This is a genomic window from Virgibacillus sp. Bac330, assembly GCF_003667845.1.
Classification (GTDB): Bacteria; Bacillota; Bacilli; order Bacillales; family Amphibacillaceae; genus Virgibacillus; species Virgibacillus chiguensis.
The window spans coordinates 343053-362282 of sequence record NZ_CP033048.1 but is presented as its reverse complement, the minus strand read 5'-3'; the positions used below and the strand labels follow the sequence as shown (position 1 = coordinate 362282).

19 protein-coding genes and 1 other annotated feature (1 of these 20 cut by a window edge) are annotated in these 19230 nt (G+C 40.2%); of the genes, 9 read left to right on the top strand and 10 right to left on the bottom strand.

Annotated features, from left to right (window positions below; translation table 11 throughout):
• Positions 1-45, bottom strand: a binding site (T-box leader); it reaches 169 nt to the left of the window's first position.
• A gap of 286 nt (positions 46-331) precedes the next feature.
• The 3 genes from D9780_RS01615 to D9780_RS01605 are packed head-to-tail and all read right to left on the bottom strand — an operon-like array spanning position 332 to position 2057.
• Positions 332-880 carry a cysteine hydrolase family protein gene (locus D9780_RS01615; protein ID WP_121639043.1) on the bottom strand — a complete coding sequence of 183 codons (549 nt, stop codon included), beginning with the start codon at positions 878-880 and terminating at the stop codon, positions 332-334.
• Positions 881-933: 53 nt separating this feature from the next.
• Positions 934-1419, bottom strand: coding sequence for a DUF456 domain-containing protein (locus D9780_RS01610; RefSeq protein WP_073006444.1), 486 nt, complete (start codon positions 1417-1419; stop codon positions 934-936).
• Positions 1420-1439: 20 nt separating this feature from the next.
• Complete coding sequence (locus D9780_RS01605; RefSeq protein ID WP_116278178.1) at positions 1440-2057, bottom strand: glycerol-3-phosphate acyltransferase; 618 nt, start codon at positions 2055-2057, stop codon at positions 1440-1442.
• A 532-nt stretch (positions 2058-2589) separates the two neighbouring features.
• Between D9780_RS01605 and D9780_RS01600 the strand changes: the two genes are divergently transcribed.
• Positions 2590-3138 (top strand): M15 family metallopeptidase, encoded by a 549-nt coding sequence (locus D9780_RS01600; RefSeq protein WP_121639042.1) that lies wholly within the window; start codon positions 2590-2592, stop codon positions 3136-3138.
• A 1929-nt stretch (positions 3139-5067) separates the two neighbouring features.
• On the opposite strand, the gene D9780_RS01590 is transcribed toward D9780_RS01600, so the two are convergent.
• The 3 genes from D9780_RS01590 to D9780_RS01580 are packed head-to-tail and all read right to left on the bottom strand — an operon-like array spanning position 5068 to position 7153.
• A complete protein-coding gene (locus D9780_RS01590) occupies positions 5068-6048 on the bottom strand; it encodes a Gfo/Idh/MocA family protein (RefSeq protein ID WP_121639040.1) in 981 nt (326 codons plus the stop codon).
• A 17-nt stretch (positions 6049-6065) separates the two neighbouring features.
• Entirely contained in the window at positions 6066-6221 is a 156-nt protein-coding gene (gene ytzI / locus D9780_RS01585) for a YtzI protein (RefSeq protein ID WP_073006437.1), read from the bottom strand.
• A 14-nt stretch (positions 6222-6235) separates the two neighbouring features.
• Positions 6236-7153 carry a ketopantoate reductase family protein gene (locus D9780_RS01580; protein ID WP_121639039.1) on the bottom strand — a complete coding sequence of 306 codons (918 nt, stop codon included), beginning with the start codon at positions 7151-7153 and terminating at the stop codon, positions 6236-6238.
• 382 nt (positions 7154-7535) lie between these two features.
• On the opposite strand from D9780_RS01580, the gene ehuB reads away from it, so the two are divergent.
• From ehuB to ehuA, 4 genes are all read left to right on the top strand, one after another.
• The gene (gene ehuB / locus D9780_RS01575; RefSeq protein WP_121639038.1) at positions 7536-8411 is read left to right on the top strand and encodes an ectoine/hydroxyectoine ABC transporter substrate-binding protein EhuB; all 876 of its coding nucleotides are present in this window, start codon (positions 7536-7538) and stop codon (positions 8409-8411) included.
• Between the two features lie 231 nt (positions 8412-8642).
• Positions 8643-9305 carry an amino acid ABC transporter permease gene (locus tag D9780_RS01570; protein WP_121641400.1) on the top strand — a complete coding sequence of 221 codons (663 nt, stop codon included), beginning with the start codon at positions 8643-8645 and terminating at the stop codon, positions 9303-9305.
• Positions 9302-10012 carry an ectoine/hydroxyectoine ABC transporter permease subunit EhuD gene (ehuD, locus tag D9780_RS01565; RefSeq protein ID WP_121639037.1) on the top strand — a complete coding sequence of 237 codons (711 nt, stop codon included), beginning with the start codon at positions 9302-9304 and terminating at the stop codon, positions 10010-10012. Before D9780_RS01570 ends, ehuD begins: the two co-directional genes overlap by 4 nt.
• A complete protein-coding gene (ehuA, locus tag D9780_RS01560) occupies positions 10012-10782 on the top strand; it encodes an ectoine/hydroxyectoine ABC transporter ATP-binding protein EhuA (protein ID WP_121639036.1) in 771 nt (256 codons plus the stop codon). Before ehuD ends, ehuA begins: the two co-directional genes overlap by 1 nt.
• A gap of 399 nt (positions 10783-11181) precedes the next feature.
• On the opposite strand, the gene D9780_RS01555 is transcribed toward ehuA, so the two are convergent.
• The 4 genes from D9780_RS01555 to D9780_RS01540 all read right to left on the bottom strand — a co-directional run bounded on the left by D9780_RS01555 (position 11182) and on the right by D9780_RS01540 (position 14352).
• Positions 11182-11394 carry a YjzC family protein gene (locus D9780_RS01555; RefSeq protein ID WP_073006428.1) on the bottom strand — a complete coding sequence of 71 codons (213 nt, stop codon included), beginning with the start codon at positions 11392-11394 and terminating at the stop codon, positions 11182-11184.
• 145 nt (positions 11395-11539) lie between these two features.
• Positions 11540-12469 carry a UDP-N-acetylmuramate dehydrogenase gene (murB, locus tag D9780_RS01550; RefSeq protein WP_205601111.1) on the bottom strand — a complete coding sequence of 310 codons (930 nt, stop codon included), beginning with the start codon at positions 12467-12469 and terminating at the stop codon, positions 11540-11542.
• Positions 12470-12504: 35 nt separating this feature from the next.
• Positions 12505-13317, bottom strand: a complete 813-nt coding sequence (locus D9780_RS01545) for an alpha/beta fold hydrolase (RefSeq protein ID WP_073006424.1) — start codon at positions 13315-13317, stop codon at positions 12505-12507.
• Positions 13318-13563: 246 nt separating this feature from the next.
• Entirely contained in the window at positions 13564-14352 is a 789-nt protein-coding gene (locus D9780_RS01540; RefSeq protein ID WP_116278169.1) for a histidinol-phosphatase HisJ family protein, read from the bottom strand.
• Positions 14353-14925: 573 nt separating this feature from the next.
• Here D9780_RS01540 and D9780_RS01535 point away from each other — a divergent pair.
• The 4 genes from D9780_RS01535 (at position 14926) to hisB (ending at position 19046) form a co-directional block, all read left to right on the top strand.
• The gene (locus tag D9780_RS01535; protein ID WP_121639034.1) at positions 14926-16164 is read left to right on the top strand and encodes an ATP phosphoribosyltransferase regulatory subunit; all 1239 of its coding nucleotides are present in this window, start codon (positions 14926-14928) and stop codon (positions 16162-16164) included.
• The gene (gene hisG / locus D9780_RS01530; RefSeq protein WP_121639033.1) at positions 16165-16791 is read left to right on the top strand and encodes an ATP phosphoribosyltransferase; all 627 of its coding nucleotides are present in this window, start codon (positions 16165-16167) and stop codon (positions 16789-16791) included.
• Positions 16792-17179: 388 nt separating this feature from the next.
• The gene (hisD, locus tag D9780_RS01525; protein WP_121641399.1) at positions 17180-18475 is read left to right on the top strand and encodes a histidinol dehydrogenase; all 1296 of its coding nucleotides are present in this window, start codon (positions 17180-17182) and stop codon (positions 18473-18475) included.
• Positions 18462-19046, top strand: coding sequence for an imidazoleglycerol-phosphate dehydratase HisB (hisB, locus tag D9780_RS01520; RefSeq protein ID WP_121639032.1), 585 nt, complete (start codon positions 18462-18464; stop codon positions 19044-19046). The genes hisD and hisB overlap by 14 nt, the downstream gene beginning before the upstream one ends.
• Positions 19047-19230: the final 184 nt, after the last annotated feature.

Sequence of the window (19230 nt, the reverse complement as noted above, 5' to 3'; positions counted from 1 at the left end):
CTATAAAAGACGTTTCAATATACTAATCTTCATCTACGTTTGTATGACATAATTGTACTTACACTATATAATTTGCCACAAAGAAAGTCAAGGTTAATGGAACTTCTTATTTCAACAGAAAAAAGCACACATGCGTTAACGCGATATGTTGTTTTAGAAAAACTTGGCTTGTCGCCAAGTCTTATGGCGAATGGCATCGTTTTCCTTTTACTATAACCCTTAAAACTTTTATACGTTCTTAATACTATAGTGAGAAAATGATCTGTCTACAACTGGTTTTCATCGTAAATCCGTTTTCCCAATGTGTGCCATAACACTTTTAATAAAAGAACTAAACAACCTTTGCCCCCAACGTGTTTTTGAAGTGTCCAAGTGCCCATTCATGTCCTGCTTGATTAAAACTGGCAACGGCATCTTGATGAACAACAATGGCAAAGCCCTTATTATAGGCATCGATCGCCGTATGTAATACGCAAATGTCTGTACAGACACCAACAATATGCACTTCTTGAATACCACGTTCACGCAGTTTCAGTTCTAAATCTGTGCCAGCAAAAGCACTATATCTTGTTTTATTAGTATAATATACATTATCCTTATTCTGGTACTCATTATAAAGCGTAGCAAGCTTTCCATATAACGCTTTCCCTGCTGTACCGATGATATTATGTGGTGGAAATAAGTTTGCTTCAGGATGAAAAGCGTCCCCTTCTTCATGTGCATCAATGGCAAACACAACATAATCGCCATTTTTAATAAATTGTTTCGTTAACGAAACCACGTTGTCTTCAATAGCTTGTCCAGGTACACCACACGTTAATTTTCCATCTTCTGCTACAAAATCAATCGTATAATCTACATTTAAAAGCGCCTTTTTCATGAATGAAATCATCCTTCCACTTTGAAATAAACTATTTTCGTCACATCTTTATCTTAAAAGATAATTACCACAAAGAACCAAACAATCATAACAAATTGAAGTACAATTTTAGCAACTGCCCCACCTAGAAATCCGATTAAGGAACCGACTGAAGCACGGAACGCTTCCAGTACAGTCCGTTGCTGTAATAACTCGATAATAAAAACGGTTAAAAACGGCACAATAAGAATTCCAAACGGTGGGATGATAAAGGAACCAACAATAACAGCAACAGCGGCACCACGTTCTCCCCACTTGCTACCGCCATACTTTTTGACAAAATAACTATTTGCAATAATATCAGCGCCGACTAAAAGTGCTGTAATAATACCCATTCCAATCCAAAAAGAAAGTGTTAATTCATTGGAGTTGAGAGCAAACTGATACAAAAGGAAACCGCCCCAAAGCACAAACACAGACGGAATAATTGGGAATATAATCCCTGCAAAGCTTAAAACAAATAAAGCAATAATTAAAATCCAAATAACGATCTCCAAAATAACATTTCCTCCCGCAACGACTAGTTTTTACGAAACATACTTGATAGCTTTGTCTCCTGCTTTGTTACTATACGTCGAAAGTTCTCCATATGTTTCATGATACTTAAAATAGATAAAAAAATAACAATTAAAGTTGGTTCTACGCCGAAAAATATATACGTCGTCAACAAGAAAGAAAGATACATAACAAGAACACCCATTACTAAATAATCGGTAGCAATTGTAATAACAAGTAATAGTCCAATACCGATTACAGCGACCCTCCAATCGACAGCGAGTAAGATACCAACGAGCGAAGCAGTTCCTTTACCACCACTAAATTTCATCGTAATCGGATAATTATGTCCTAAGATGACAAATAATGCCGTAACATATATAAGCAGTATTCGTTCATCTCCGCTTATACCATGCGCATCTAAGAGATATAATACAACAAAAATGGCAAAAGTACCTTTTAAAATATCAAAGAGGGCGACAAATATCCCATACTTCCAGCCCAATAAAATCGTCGTATTTGAGGCTCCAGCATTTTTAACACCTGAATTCTTAATATCTACACGTTTATATAAACTAATAAGTTGTGAACCGTGTATGCAGCCTATGAAGTAACCAATCATAGCAACTAGTGCCGTAACCATGGGTCCCCTCCTTTTTTCTTATTATATCGTAAAAATTGCCATTTCGTAATGACAATTTGTTATTATGCAAACAGTCCTTCATTTGCTATGCTAATAGTATATAATATGTAAGCTTATACGTTTATTACATAAGAACAATTTTCTGTATATACGAAATGAATTACAAATTCACGCCGATGAAAGGTTAACAACCAAAAAGGAGTTTTCTAAAAACGGCTTGCCGAGGGGGGCGCCGGCATACTCCTGTTGCAGGAGCATGATTCCTAAAACTTTCGTTGACTCGTTCCACTCGCTCCGTTGCTAACCGGGCGCCCCGAGCCTTTGTTCGTGAAAATTTATGAACGAAATGTTTAAATCTAGTATTTTTTCCTTTCTTCTTCAGCGGGGACTATAAATACCTTTTGAACAATGGGAGTATTTTCCTCTTGCGAGTTGTGTAGAATAATTTTTTGAAGCGAAAAGTATTACAGTATCATTCTATTGGAATCACATGAACAGATCCATGTATTATTATGAAGGAGATACATGCAGCATGAAGAGAATTCAACGAACATTATTACCATGGCTTATTATTTTAATCGGACTCCTTATTTTGTTTGTCATATACAATCAAAAGCAAACCGCTGATATAGATAAAGAAATGCCTACTCAGCTTCATCCAGTGGTTCAAGAAAAAAAAGAGGCATTCATAAATAAGGCAGCCTCTAGAAATATAGAGGTTGTCATAACAGATGGTTTACGTACCATACAACAACAAAATGAATTATATGACCAAGGAAGAGAGACAGAAGGAAGAACGGTCACCAACGCAAAAGGTGGACAATCCTACCATAATTATGGATTAGCAATCGATTATGCACTAAGAAGTGAGACTGGAGAAGTTATTTGGAACATTGATTATGACGGAAACGGAAACGGCAAATCCGATTGGTTTGAAGCTGCTTCTATTGCCAAAGAGCTCGGCTTTGAATGGGGCGGAGACTGGAAAAGATTTAAAGACTATCCCCATTTGCAAATGACATTTGGATTAAGCATTAATCAATTACAACGTGGAATTCGCCCAGAAAAAGAACGCGAGTGATCACGCTGTATGCGACGATGAGCGAATTTGCGACGAACAAGAGCGAACTTCTCGCGAGAGCGAGCAAATTTACGACGAGCAGGAGCGAACTTCTCGCGAGAGCGAGCGATTTTGCGACGAGCAGGAGCGAACTTTTCGCGAGGGCGAGCGAATTTACGACGAGCAGGAGCGAACTTCTCGCGAGGGCGAGCGATTTTGCGACGAACAGGAGCGAGTTACGTGCGGAGCGAGCGATTTTGCGACGAGCAGGAGCGAACTTCTCGCGAGGCCGAGCGAAGTTATGACGAGCAGGAGCGAAATTCTCGCGAGGCCGAGCGAATTTACGACGCACAGGAGCGAACTTCTCGCGAGGCCGAGCGAATTCACGACGCGCAGGAGCGAACTTCTCGCGAGGCCGAGCGATTTTGCGACGAACAAGAGCGAGTTACGTGCGGAGCGAGCGATTTTGCGACAAGCAGGAGCGAACTTCGTGCAAGGGCGAGCGATTTTGCGGCGAGCAGGAGCTATTCACGCGAGAGCAAGCGATTTTGCGACAAGCAGGAGCGAACTTCGTGCAAGGGCGAGCGATTTTGCGGCGAGCAGGAGCGATTCACGCGAGAGCGAGCGATTTTGCGACGAGCAGGAGCGAGCTTCACGCGAGGGCGAGCGATTTTGCGACGAACAGGAGCGAACTTCGTGCAAGGGCGAGCGAATTTACGACGAGCAGGAGCGAAATTCTCGCGAGAGCGAGCGAGTTACGACGCGCAGGAGCGAATCTCACGCGAGGCCGAGCGATTTTGCGACGAACAGGAGCGAACTTTTAGCGAGGGCGAGCGAGTTACGACGAGCAGGAGCGATTCACTTGCGGAGCGAGCGAATATCGACGAACAGGAGCGAACTTCTCGCGAGGCCGAGCGATTTTGCGACGAGCAGGAGCGATTCACGTGCGGAGCGAGCGATTTTGCGACGAACAGGAGCGAACTTCGTGCAAGGGCGAGCGAATTTACGACGAGCAGGAGCGATTCACTTGCGGAGCGAGCGAATATCGACGAACAGGAGCGAACTTCTCGCGAGGCCGAGCGAATTTACGACGAGCAGGAGCGAAATTCTCGCGAGAGCGAGCGATTTTGCGGCGAGCAGGAGCGATTCACTTGCGGAGCGAGCGAATTTACGGCGAGCAGGAGCGAAATTCTCGCGAGAGCGAGCGATTTTACGACACGCAGGAGCGAAATTCTCGCGAGGCCGAGCGAATATCGACGAACAGGAGCGAAATTCTCGCGAGGCCGAGCGAATTTGCGGCGAGCAGGAGCGATTCACGCGAGAGCGAGCGAATTTACGGCGAGCAGGAGCGAAATTCTCGCGAGAGCGAGCGATTTTACGACGAACAGGAGCGAACTTCTCGCGAGGCCGAGCGAGTTACGACGAGCAGGAGCGATTCTCACGCGAGGCCGAGCGAGTTACGACGAGCAGGAGCGATTCTCACGCGAGGCCGAGCGAATTTACGACGAGCAGGAGCGAACTTCTCCCGAGGCCGAGCGAATTTACGACGCACAGGAGCGAAATTCTCGCGAGGGCGAGCGATTTTGCGACAAGCAGGAGCGAACTTCTCGCGAGGCCGAGCGAGTTACGACGAGCAGGAGCGAGCTTCACGCGAGGGCGAGCGATTTTGCGACGAACAGGAGCGAACTTCTCGCGAGGGCGAGCGAATTTACGGCGAGCAGGAGCGAAATTCTCGCGAGGCCGAGCGAGTTACGACGAGCAGGAGCGAATCTCACGCGAGGGCGAGCGATTTTGCGACGAACAAGAGCGAACTTCGTGCAGAGCGAGCGAGTTACGACGAGCAGGAGCGATTCACGTGCGACAAACGAGAGCGAGTTTCTATCGAACAAGAATGGCTCTCCGATATCGATAGTAAAGGTCGCATTCTTGTGCGACCTTTACTATCGATCCTTATTCATCAGGAAAATGGATGCCATTTTCCTGTCTCATTTTTGTTGTTAATTGTGCGACAGTTCTGCTTCTTTCTAAAAAGGCGTCATGCGAATCCCAATCATTATTTGTCACCATTCTCACAAATGCTTCCACTTCAAATATCATATCTGCATCATATTGCTCGTTTGCCAGTTCGCTGACACGCGCTGTTTTCCTATCATAAAACTGTATTTGAGATATCGGTGCAATAGCATCTATCATCAGTGTACCTTCTTCGCCATGTATTTCGGATTTCATAAATGCATTCGTTATCTTAGAAGTTAATAAAGTTACGACAAACCCTTCATATGTAAGGACCATCGTTCCACTTCCATCAATGCCATTTTCTAGTAAAACAGGGTGGTATGTTGCATTTATAGGTTTACCGAATAAGTCAACAGCCATGCTTAACGGGTAAACGCCCAAATCCATTAACGCCCCTCCTGCAAATTGTTGCGAGAATACATTCGGTTCTGCTCCGTCTTTATACTTATCATACCGAGATGAATATTGCATATATTGGAGCATTGCGCTACGAATGGTGCCTATGCTTGTTAATGCTTCTTTTAGACGCTCGTAATTCGGTGAAAACAAGTGACGAAATCCTTCAAACACAAATACTTGATGTTCTTTAGATAGTTGAGCAATTTCTTGCCACTGCTTATCGGTAAACACCATCGGCTTTTCACAAAATACATGCTTTCCGCTATGTATGGCTAGTTTAATATGATCCGGATGCAAAATATTCGGAGATGCTATATAAACAAAATCACTGTTATCATCTGCCAGCATTTCCTGAATATTTGTAAATGCACTAACTTCTCCATATTTATTAGCAAACGCTTGTGCAGATTCCCATTTCCTTGAGTAGACGGCCACTAACTGCGCTTTCCCACTACGGTGGGCTGCTTCAATAAATGCTTCTGTAATCCAACTTGTGCCAATGGTACAAAATTTCATAATGTACTCTCCCCTTCTTAAGTGCCTTTCTCATTGTTGTCATTGCCTTCTTCAGGCAAAGGGTCGATTTGATGTTTATATGCGTACCCTTTTTTTATGGTGATTAAAGATAAAACAAGTACGAGAATAACTACTACGAAAGATATCGTACTTACAATCATTATCGTTGACATAACTATACCTCACTTTACGTCCTATTTTCAAACGGTTTAATGATACCATGAATAACTTTCATATATGTAAGCTCCAATTGCTTCGCTTTTGCTAAACGAATGGCGCCACCATGTAAATGATCGAGTTCAAGCGGTAACTCTTTCCGTAAATCTTGGTGCATAGACGAAGTAGCATCAGCATCAAGTTGGTGCATTAACTTTATTGCTTCTGTCACATCTTGATCTGTGATTTCAACACCATACTTCATGGCTACATGTTTCATTTCTTCTAATAGATGTATAGCGATTTGGAAAGTTTCTTCATGCTTTCGAACCACTCCTATTGGTAAGTTCGTCGCTGTTGTAATACCAGAGAAAGCGTTAATAAACATATACTTTTTCCATAATTCATACAAAATATTATTGGTTTGTTTTCCTCCTACAATCGCTTTATCACACAACGCTTCTAAGTTTGCGATTACTTTTTCTTGTTTTGCACCGAGCGCTCCAAAGATCAGATCGTGAAAATTACCAGTATGAACGACATGACCTTTATCATTTAATGTAGCAATAATAAAAGCTAATCCGCCGAGTACGTTATCTTTGCCAAGTTCCCGTTGCAAAATAGAGATATGTTCAATCCCATTCAAGACCGGCAAAACATAAGCCCCTTTATTTACAAGCGGGCGCAGCTGATCTAATGCGCCACGGAGATGGTATCCTTTTACACTTACTAAAATGACATCAGCGCTTGGAATAACGGATGGATCTGTTTCCAAATTTAATTCCTTAGCAAATATATTACCATGTGGACTTTGCATAGCTAACCCATACTTCTCCAGTTGGTTAGCTCTTTTTTGTCGCACTAAAAACGTCACCTTTGCACCTGCCTCTTGAAAACGCAACCCAAAATAAGCTCCCAATGCACCAGCACCTAAAACAACGATATGCATGATTCGTCCCCCCTTAACATGAATCATACATGGAATTGAAACGGGCGTCTATTCATATCAATTCACCGGGGACAATTTTTGACCATAGGGTAGGATTGTTGATCATCGTACAGTATATATACGTTAGTTAGACTTATCCTTGTAGGATCCATGGTTTTAACAATTAATTACAAATTATCAGAAAATATAGCGTTTGTGGTCGCCGTAAAATACCTGTAACATTTTTACTAGTACTGTTTAAAAAGTCAGATAATGGCGTGTGTTGGCGTTCATTTACAATGTTTTCGCTAAACGGACTGCTTTATAAAATTTTATCTTCTTTTGGAACAGATACTGTCAATTCCTTTACAGAAGGGAAATCACAAGGGAGGAAATGGGATTTATGAAAAGAATTTTACTTACATTTGTTTTAGGATGCCTATTTGTGCTCACTGCTTGCGGATCAGGGGAAGGGGACAGTGAAGCAAATGGAAACAAATTAGATGAACTAAAAGAATCTGGAAAAGTTACTATCGGTTTTGCCAATGAAAAACCATATGCTTACGAAGAAGATGGTAAACTCAAAGGCGCCGCGGTTGATATTGCTAAAGCTGTCTTCAAGGAATTAGGAATTGAAGAAATGGACAGTAAGCTAGCGGATTTCGGGCAATTAATTCCTGGCTTAAAAGCAGGGCAGTTTGACGTTATAACAGCAGGAATGGCAATTAATCCTGATCGTTGTGAAAATGCTGCTTTTGGTGAACCAGAAATGATGTATGGTGAAGGGTTAATTGTACAAAAAGGGAACCCGTTAAATTTAAAAAGCTATAAAGATATCGCGGACAATCCAGATGTTACTGTTTCTGTCATGTCCGGTGCTACAGAAAATGAATTTTTAAAATCAGAAGGTGTAAGTGAAGAGCAAATTACGAATGCAGAAGATATTCCCGCGACTTTTTCAGCAGTAGAATCTGGTCGAGCAGATGCGACAACTGGAACAGAAATGACCATTAAGATGGCTCTTGAATCCGCTAACTCTGATCAGCTTGAATTCGTGGAAGGTTTTGAACAACCAGATGTAGAGGGTGTTCCAAGCTATGGCGCTGCTGCTTTTCATCTCGATAATACAGAATTACGCGATGCTTATAATGAAAAGCTAGCTGAATTAAAAGCAGATGGTACTGTAGCGGAATTGCTAGAGGCGAATGGTTTTAGTGAAGAAAATAATATGGTAGCCGACGATATTACAACAGAAAAAATCTGTAGCGGAGAAATGTAAAATTTGGAACTGTGCTATGCCCCCCTAGAAAACAACTAATCTAGAAAGCAAAAAAGGGGGCTATTATAACAGCCAAGCATCCCTTTACTGTTACAAGATTTTAAATTAGTGGGGATTGCTTCTCCCCCACAGTTTAATTCTAGTGGAATTTCTAACTTAAAATCTTTGAGCGGACTGGGGGGAAGGATGAAAACTCACCTTTAACCTAAGATTCACGAAGGAGTGGTACAAATTAATACAATCATCGAGATTTTCCCTGATTTAGCAAAAGGACTAACAATTACCATTACCGTTTTAATTGGTGCAGCATTTTTTGGTTATTTATTTGCGTTTATTGCTGGACTATGCCGAATGTCCTCCAATGTCTTCCTCCGTAAATTCACAGGGTTTTATGTAGAGATATTTCGAGGGACTTCGCTAATCGTTCAATTATTTTGGCTTTATTACGCGATTCCGATGCTATTTGGTATTGAGCTAGGAAGCAATTGGTGGGCAGGCGTCATTGCAATTGCCTTAAACTACGGGGCATACATGTCTGAAATTGTCCGTGGATCTATTCTTGCAGTTGCAAACGGGCAGTCTGAAGCAGCAACTGCTTTAAATATGTCACGTTTTCAACGAATGCGATTGGTCATCTTCCCACAAGCAATTCGCATGATGCTTCCTGAATTCGGGAATTACTCCATTCAAATGTTGAAAGCCACTTCCCTCGTATCCCTCATTGGTATGGAAGATATTCTTTATCATGGAAATATTATTCGTAGCACAAATTTATCACAAGCACCTACCGTCTACTTGCTTGTCTTACTATTCTACTTTATTTTAGCGCTACCGCTTATCTTTTTAACTCGTAAGATGGAGGCGTTCTCAAAAAAGGGGGTGGCTAGCGGATGAGTAATTGGAGTTGGGAAGTAGTTGCAGAAGCATTCCCCAAAATCATCGATGGTCTTGGAATTACCCTCGGCTTAACGTTAGCTTGTTATGGATTTGCACTTGCATTTGGATTTATATGGCTATTTATGAGAAAGATTCCGATCAGGCCGCTTCGTTGGCTGATTACATGGGTGATGGAATTTATTCGTTCTACCCCACCTTTAGTCCAGCTATTTTTTATTTATTTCGCATGGCCAATGGTTCCCATTATAGGTTTCACCTTAAACGGATTTACGAGTGCCATACTCGGCTTAGGAATCCATTTTAGCACCTATATTGCAGAAGTATACCGCTCTGGAATAGAAGGTGTAGGGAAAGGACAATGGGAAGCTGCAAAAGCGTTAAATTTTTCTAAGCGGCAAAAGTGGACAAAAATTATTTTACCACAAGCAATACCGCCAACCATCCCAATGCTTGGAAATTATTTCATTATTATGTTTAAAGAGGTTCCATTAGCATCAACGATTGGTGTTGCAGGTATTTTGCATATTGCGAATAGCTATGGAGCAGAAAACTGGACCTATCTAGAACCCTTAACCATTGTGGCCATTCTTTTCTTAGCTTTGAGCTACCCATCTGCTATAATCATAAACAGGCTAGAAAAGAAATGGAACCGACGCTTTGATAAAAAAGAAGCTTTGACGAGAAGTAAAGGAGCGACAGCATAATGATAGAACCTATCGTCTCATTTCATGACGTACACAAATCCTTCGGGGATGTTAAAGTTTTAAAAGGAATCGATTTAGACATTCGACCAGCAGAAAAAGTAGCCATTATTGGTCCCAGTGGTTCAGGTAAAACGACGATCATTCGGATGCTTATGACGTTGGAAGAGCCTACATCTGGAGATATCATCGTAAATGGTACGAATCTGTGGAAAATGGAGAAAAAAGGGAAGCTTGTACGAGCTAATGAAAAGCATCTACGGGCAGTACGCGGTGATATTGGAATGGTATTTCAACATTTCAATTTGTTTCCGCATATGACGATCTTGGAAAACTGCATGACAGCTCCACTACATGTAAAAAAAGAAGGGAAAGAAGCAGTGAAGCAACGCTCCCTTGAAATGTTGGAGCGCGTTGGTCTAAGCGATAAAGTCGATCAATACCCGAGCCAACTATCTGGTGGACAAAAACAGCGGGTAGCGATGGCACGAGCACTTGTTATGCGTCCAAAAATCATGTTATTTGATGAGGTCACTTCCGCGCTCGACCCAGAATTAGTAGCCGAAGTACTACAAGTTATCCGTGATATCGCTAAAAACGATGATATGGCGATGGTTCTCGTGACACACGAAATGGATTTCGCTTTAGATATTGCCGATAAGGTGCTGTTCTTAGATGAAGGTGTGATTGCAGAACAAGGAACTGCTAGAGAAGTTATAGAGCATTCTAATAACGAACGCTTACAGGAATTTTTACATCGCTTTCGAGCGTAGGAATACTAGGTGGATTATACCAAAGGATCCCGTGACACTTTTTCATCTCACACCGCTAAGATATAGCTTAAAGGTTTCCGAAATGGAACCGATATGTACGCTGAAGTGACCCACGATCTAAATTTGCATCATAGGAAAAACTACTTCGTTCCAGAATAAAATGACGTGGTGCAAAGAGTTTTCCTCATACAGTTTGTATCGTTAATCTTGTGTAATCCTAGATTACGCCTTATGTCGTATGAAGCAGGCAATGACCGATGATGAAAATTTTCTAGCACGTATAGATGTTGCCAACCATTATTTTCAAGCACCCTACCTTGCATTTCCTTACGTAGGATGGGTGCTTGTTTCTTAAGAAAGCAGTAACTACATTGTCTATTCCTTATGAATACTGCTACTCTAATTATTGCTACGTCCTTGAACACCAGGTTTGGATAGATGTCGTTTATTGATCCAAACACGATCATGATTTGTATTTTCAGGAAATTTTTCCCCAGCTGTTAATTGAATTTGCTGTGGGTCATTTACATTGCTACCCGTTTCTCCGCATTCAATGTAAACACCATTGTTTGGCGCCTTATCTCCTGCACGAAATTGCGATTGTTCACCCATCATATCCCTCCTTACATCGTTTATGTTTCTTATTATGCTTCATTATTAAAAGTTTATAAATGTGTTTTCCTAAGTAATTGCAAATGGGTCTCCTATTTTAAATCTAAAAAACAGCAACCAATTTTAACTTGATTGCTGCTATCCATTATTTTGGGTCTTCCCCAATAATTCGTACTTCGCGTTCTAAATTTACGCCAAATTTTTCTTTTACCGTCGATTGAACAAAACGTATTAAGTCGATGTATTCTGTAGCTGTAGCATTATTTTTGTTTACAATAAAGCCTGCATGCTTGGTTGATACTTGCGCACCACCAATTTGCTTCCCTTGTAAATTACTATCTTGAATTAACTTTCCAGCAAAGTATCCAGGGGGGCGTTTAAACACACTGCCACAAGAAGGGTATTCCAGCGGCTGCTTCGATTCCCGTTTATAGGTGAGATCATCCATCACCGCTTTTATATCAGCCGCATCTCTTTTTTGTAATGAAAATGTTGCTTCTAATACGATGTACCCTTTATCAGGAATATTACTTGTGCGATAATGTAAATCAAGCGCACTAGCAGGTAATGACAATAGTTTCCCTTCTCGAGTGACTACTTTTGCACTTTCAAGCACATCTTTCACTTCTCCACCGTAAGCTCCGGCGTTCATGTATAAAGCTCCGCCAACCGAACCAGGTATACCACAAGCAAATTCCAGCCCGTGCAAGCTTTCCTGTAAAGCCTGACGAGAAACATCAATAATTTTTGCTCCACTTTGCGCAATCATTTTTTCTTCTTCTCGCCACATGGAACAGAGTTTTTTTAAATTCATAACAATTCCACGAATGCCGCCATCTTTAACAATTAAATTGGAACCATTTCCCAGTAATGTAAAAGCTATTTTTTCTTGATTGGCAAGCTTTACAATTGCTTGCACTTCTTCGTACGTTTCTGGTGTAACTAAGAAATCTGCTTTCCCACCTAACTTCGTATACGTATGATTTCTTAAGTGCTCATCCACCATCACATTTTTCTCGGAAGTCACTTCCGTCAATTTACCGTACATATGATGATTCCGTTCCACACCTATCATTCCTTTAACATTTATTCAGCCTATACCATTGTAAGCTATTGAACTTGATCTTGCCACAGAAATTCATAAATATAACGATCTACTCTTCTGCTTTCATGCAAATCGCTATGTCCTAATACATTATCGTCAATGACAATTTCTGTCAATTGTTGATTCGGTACCATTTTGCGTATCGCGCGGACACTTTCAGGTACTGCAACTATATCACCTGTACTAGAAATGCTGAGAACTTTTGTATGATTTGGAAATGAACGTTCCCTTAAATGTTGTAGCGCTTTGGAATTAGGTCGTAAATCGGTTGCTGCTGGATCATGATGAATACGAAAATATTCTTCACTGTATATTCCATCAAACGGACTTCCTACCGCCACAAACCTATGGACAGACGGATACGATTTTCCTTGAAATTGCTTCATATATTCTAATGACACAATTCCACCCATAGAATGTCCGACAATATTTACATCATCGACACCATATGTTTGCTGCATATCTTTTAGTACATTTGCTAACCAACTGGATGTCATTTCAAAGCTAGCCCGATTATTTTCAAAAATCACTTGGACATAGAGGGGCTTTTCTTCCCCAAGACGCGGTTGATATTTTTTCACTTCTCCTTGCTTAGTTACATAATAAATAAGTGCTTTATTTCCCCACTTATACTCATGCTCAAAGCGCTGTAGCATAAATCCAAATGAATTTTCAGTACCCTTATATCCATGCACGAATAATGTTGGGCGACTTTTGTTAAAATCGGAAATTGCTCTATTTGGCATGCCTATAAGCACGATAAAACCAATGATGACTAGACCAAAAGATGCCAAACTTAATATCTGTTTCTTATTCAAAAAAACCTTCCTCTTCCTCGTTTGCTCCTATAATTTCGCTCACGGTTTATATTATATCACGGTCGAAACGGATTTTCCTATTATAATAAAGTAACACTTTGTACACTTAGAAATATAGATAGCAATAATGGGGAACTTCAGCGAAAAAGTTGTGAACTTCAAACAATGTCTCTGTGAACTTCAGCGACTTTCTCCTAAACTCAAACAATTTTTTATAAACTTTAAGTAACTTTCCAGTTTAAACCATTAAATACGGTGGAAAGTTGGCTGTTTATCTTGAAAGGTTGTAACATATCGAAAACCAAGCTGTCGTAACAATTCTAGCCCATCAGACACACCGTACCCAACTGTTTGTGCACGATGAGAATCAGAACCAATCGTAATGATTTCTCCGCCGCATTCTCGATACAATTTTAAAATATCTTCACTTGGCATCGCACTTGGTAACCCATAGCGAAAACCAGATGTGTTTATTTCAATTCCTTTTCCAGCAAAAATGATTTCTTCAAAAATGTTCATCAATATATCATAAAAATAATCTTGAACAGGTTTATTTTTAGTATAACGTTTCACTAAATCAATATGCCCGATCACTTGAAAGTCTTTAAAATGTGACACACAATAAAGCAGTTCTTCATAATATTTTCGGTATGCTTCTTCCACAGGCTGTTTTTCGAAAAAATCACTTGTATGTAAGGAATGCTTATCGGTTGTATGCATGGAACAAATGATAAAATCAAACGGTGCAGAATGAACAGTTTGGCTACAATTTTTTACTAAATGGGGTTGAACGCCAATTTCCAATCCTTTACGTATTTTAATTCGTTCTCCGTATTCTCGTTGCATTGCTTGGATTTTTTGATGATAGCTTGCAAGGTCTAGCGAGAAATCAATTGTAGGGTCTGGGTAATCTTCATCTATATGCTCCGTAAAACAAATTTCGTGTAAACCTTCTTTTATAGCGTATTCTATTGTTTTTTCCATCGGCGTATTGCAATCAGCGGAAAAATCACTATGAATATGAAAATCAAACATAAAAATTTCGCTCCTTTTAGTTGACATTTTATTCTATAGTTATTAGAATACTATATAACTTTACTTAGATAAAGTGATAAAGTAATAAAATTATTTTCACAACAAAGTGAACCTTCTATCCATGGTAACAACACTTGCCACCATGGAGGCTTCATACGAAAGTATAGTACGTCATTCGTTTTTCTTATACTATAATCAATAATAATTTTTATACTTTCCTATAGTAGAACAAAGGCTCAGGTACCCATTTAGCAACGTAGCGACTGGAACGGAGCAACGAAAGTTTTAGGAATTATGCTCCTGCAATAGGAGCATGCCGGCGCCCTACTCCGGCAAGGCCGTCTTTAGTCGGCCTTCCTATTTAGAACGAACCGATGATGACTTAGCTTAGGGCAATGGAGTGAAGTCGCCTAGTTGCAGGGCGCTGAAGCCGGACGTGGCATTTATTCACAGTTGCAAAATTTTTATAATTTCCTAGACTATAAAAACGCTTAGCTTATCATCAAGTCTTTATGGCTAAAGCACCGTTACTTTGCTTATACGATAAAACCTAAAAAGAAAGGAGAAATACAAATGATGCACCCTCTGTTACATACACCTTATTTGGGTAATGGCTTACTTCAACAGCGTGATGCAATTATTGCTACACTAAAACAACGCTTTAAAACTTATGGCTATAAGCAAATACAAACAGCAGCGCTAGAGCCTTATGACCTTTATGTAGGGAATCCCAAAATTGGAAGTACTGACGATATGATAAAAGTGGTGGATACTTCTGGAAAAGTACTTGTATTACGACCTGATGTTACCATTCCAATCACACAGCAAATTGCTACCACACAAATGAATGGTAGTGAAGATACTCGGCTATTTTACATCATGGATGTCTTCAGTTACCGATTTGAAGACGATCAAAAACAACGTACACAAGCAGGAGTTGAATATTTTAACAACCGCACCCCTGCTGGTGATGCAGAAGTCATTGCCCTTGCAATTCATATATTAAAAGATTGTGGTTTTCCAGAATTTAAATTGGAGATTGGCCATGCTGGTTTTTTTCGAGCATTGCTAACCCAAGCAAATTTATCTAATGAACAAATTGCTCCCTTACAAACATATATTCAAACGAAAAATATTGCAGAAATGGTAGATTATTTAGCTACCCTCCCTATTCAAGAAACAGTTAAACAAGCAATGCAGTATATTCCATTTCTTTACGGAGAACCAAATGAAGTGATGGAAAAAATCAAGCAGCACGGGTTAAATGGGATCTTACAAGCAGAATTAACTTATTTGGTTAATGTGTATAACAGCATTCAAGCATACGGACTTACAGATCATATTGTGTTTAACCTTGGACTTATCAATGATATGAACTATTACTCCGATGTTATTTTTCAAGGATTTGTCAACCAAGTCGGAAAGCCTGTTGTTATGGGAGGAAGATACGATGGCTTAGGTGATTACTTCGGGGCTCGTATTCCAGCAATCGGTTTTGCCTTTGATGTTGATTTGTTACTTCATGCAGCAAAACAGCACGGTTTGTTGTCAACATTAATAGAGGAAGAGCCTATTGCAATCTATTATGATGTCGCCGCTCAAAAGGAAGCATTAGCTATCGCGCTAGCATTACGCGAACGAGGATACGCCGTCGTCACCTACTCAACAAATGACGACCGACAAGCTGCTTCTAAAGAAACCGTACACATTATTTGTGAAACTGATTCCTATAACCTTTATCACGGTGAGCAAGCTATTTCATTTCAGCATATTTCAGAATTAATCCAATTGTTACAAGAAAGGAGGAGTTAAATGGCTGCTTTTACAATCGCCGTTGCCAAAGGTCGCACAGCAGATCAAACGATTCTTTTACTAGACAGTATGGGGATTACATTCCAACAGTTAACTTCTTCTAGCAGAAAACTAATTTTTTATAACAGTGATGAAACGATTACATTAATCTTTGTCAAAGGTGTGGATGTACCTACCTATGTAGAAAAAGGAGCAGCAGATTTAGGCATTGTAGGTAAAGATAATATTTTAGAATCACAAGCTGAAATCTACGAAGTTCTCGATCTAAAATTCGGAAAATGTAAATTTGCCGTTGCTGGAAAGCCCGGACAACTTTTAGATACGATGAAGCCATTAACAATTGCTACAAAATATCCAACCATTGCCCGAAACTATTTTTCTCGTAAAGGAAAATCAATAGATATTGTGAAATTGAATGGTTCTGTCGAATTAGCACCGTTAATTGGCTTAGCAGATGTCATTGTAGATATTGTAGAAACTGGCAACACATTAAGGGAAAACGGCTTAATTATTTTAGAGGAAGTAGAACCTATTAGCACGAGACTGATCGTAAACAAGGCAAGCTTTGCATTAAAATCACAAGCAATCCATTCGTTTATTCAAGAAGTTCAGAAAAACTTAGTGTAACTTTCGACTAGAGGTGAAGTTCTCCATATTTGTATAAAGACTCGTCTACAAATATGTTTCATCGTAATCGGCTTAGCGTTTGCTTATGCTTTTTTATTACATTTAATCAGAATTTGTATGTAACACATTACTAATTGCAAAATCCTTAAACATCATCATTTCAAACCCTCGAAACATGTTTAGCAACTTAAAAAGAGAGGGTAGAAGCCCCTTTATGTTCAATAAATCTAAGTTTTACTATCTTAGCGCCAAAGATAAGGAAGCGGAACCTAAAATTTTATGCTTTCCTATAGTGTGAAAAAGGATGTAGATGTTGTTATTCCCATTTAGCTTTATACAACATCCGCAAAATGCTTCAAACGAAATAAAAAACGTTGGAGGAATTGATATGGAACGCTTAACGAAACATCAGTATTGGGATAAGAAAGAAAGAAGCGCACAACTTTTGGAAGAAAAAGAAGCAGTCCTAGACCAAACAGTAGTGGAAATTATTAAGCGCGTTCGAAACGAAGGAGATCCAGCCATTCGCTCTTTCACAGAAAAATTTGACCGTGTCCAAATCCTTGATTTCATCGTTTCGGAGGAGGAGTTTGCTGAAGCTAGAAAATCCGTCTCTCCTGCTTTTATGAAGGCAATTAAACATGCAGCAGAAAATATATCCCAATATCATAAAAAACAGTTAGAGCAATCCTGGTTAGATATGAGTGAGCCTGGAAAAGTGGTCGGACAGAAGGTTACGCCTTTGGATCGTGTGGCCATTTACATACCTGGCGGAAAAGCAGCATATCCTTCCACCGTATTAATGAACGCTATACCAGCCAAAATTGCGGGTGTAAAGCATATTTATATTACGACGCCACCGCAAGCAGATGGCAAAATCAATCCGCACGTATTAGTAGCGGCAAAAGAAGCCGGCGTTGAAAACATTTATAAGCTTGGCGGAGCACAATCAATCGCAGCTTTTGCTTACGGCACAGAATCCGTACCCAAAGTACAAAAGATTACTGGACCTGGAAATGCTTATGTAGCAAGTGCAAAAAAATGGGTGTATGGGGATGTAGCCATTGATATGATTGCGGGGCCGAGTGAAATTTTAGTCGTCGCTGATGAAACAGCAAACGCAAACTTTGTCGCAGCCGATTTACTCTCACAAGCAGAACACGATGAAGAAGCACGTGCCGTTTGTATAACGACAAGCGATGCACAAGCAGACGCCATTGAGCAAGCGGTGCGCTCACAAACAAAGAATTTAGCAAGAAAAGAAATTATTGAAAAATCACTTGCCCAGCACGGAAAAATCATTGTCGTTAATACATTAGATGATGCTTTTTCCATCGTAAATGATATTGCTCCAGAACATTTACAGCTCATGATTGCAAATCCAATGGAAAAACTTGGTGCGGTCAAACATGCAGGGGCTATCTTTTTAGGAAATTATTCACCAGAAGCGTTAGGCGATTACGTTGCCGGTCCGAACCATACGTTACCGACAAACGGCACGGCCACATTTGCTTCCCCGCTCGGCGTGTATGAATTTATGAAAAAGTCAAGCATTATTTATTATGATAAACCTTCACTACTTGCTAGTGCAGATACGATTATAGAGATTGCTAATACAGAACAGTTAACCGCACATGCACTATCCGTACAAATACGAAAGGAGGAAACAGATGCGAAACTATGATATAAGCCGGTCAACCACAGAAACATCGATTGATTTAAAGCTGGCTATTGACGGTACGGGGAAAAGCTCGATTCAAACAGGGATTGGTTTCTTTGATCATATGTTAACTCTTGCAACGAAACATGGATTAATGGATGTAGAAATTTCTTGCCAAGGAGATTTAGAGGTGGATCAACACCATTCCGTAGAAGATGTCGGCATCGCATTTGGTAAAGCATTCCGCCATGCACTAGGAGATAAAGCCGACATTACTCGTTATGCAAGTATTACGACACCAATGGACGAGGCGTTATCCACCGTATCATTGGATATAAGCGGTAGAGCCTACCTTGTTTATAAAGTAGAAGGTTTAAAAGATAAGGTTGGAAACTTTGATACAGAATTGGTAGAGGAATTTTTTCAAGCATTTACTAGCAATGCAAAGGTAACCTTACACATTCACCAAGTCTATGGAAAAAATACGCACCATATTATTGAATCCATTTTCAAAGGCTTCGGTCGAGCACTTAACACTGCAACAGAAAGAAGCGGAAAAATAACAGGAATTCCTTCTACAAAAGGAACGTTATAAAGTGGATCTCGCTTTTGCTTAATGGCAACTCGCTCCTTCCAGAAGACGGTTGGCTTTTGAAGTAGCTCGTAAAAAGACGAGTTTATTGCCAATAATTGCATATTGAAATCCGCTTTATAGAATAAGTGCGTTTCCCATCAATGGGGGCTATCACTCCAAGTGGATTATTCTATATCGTAAGTGA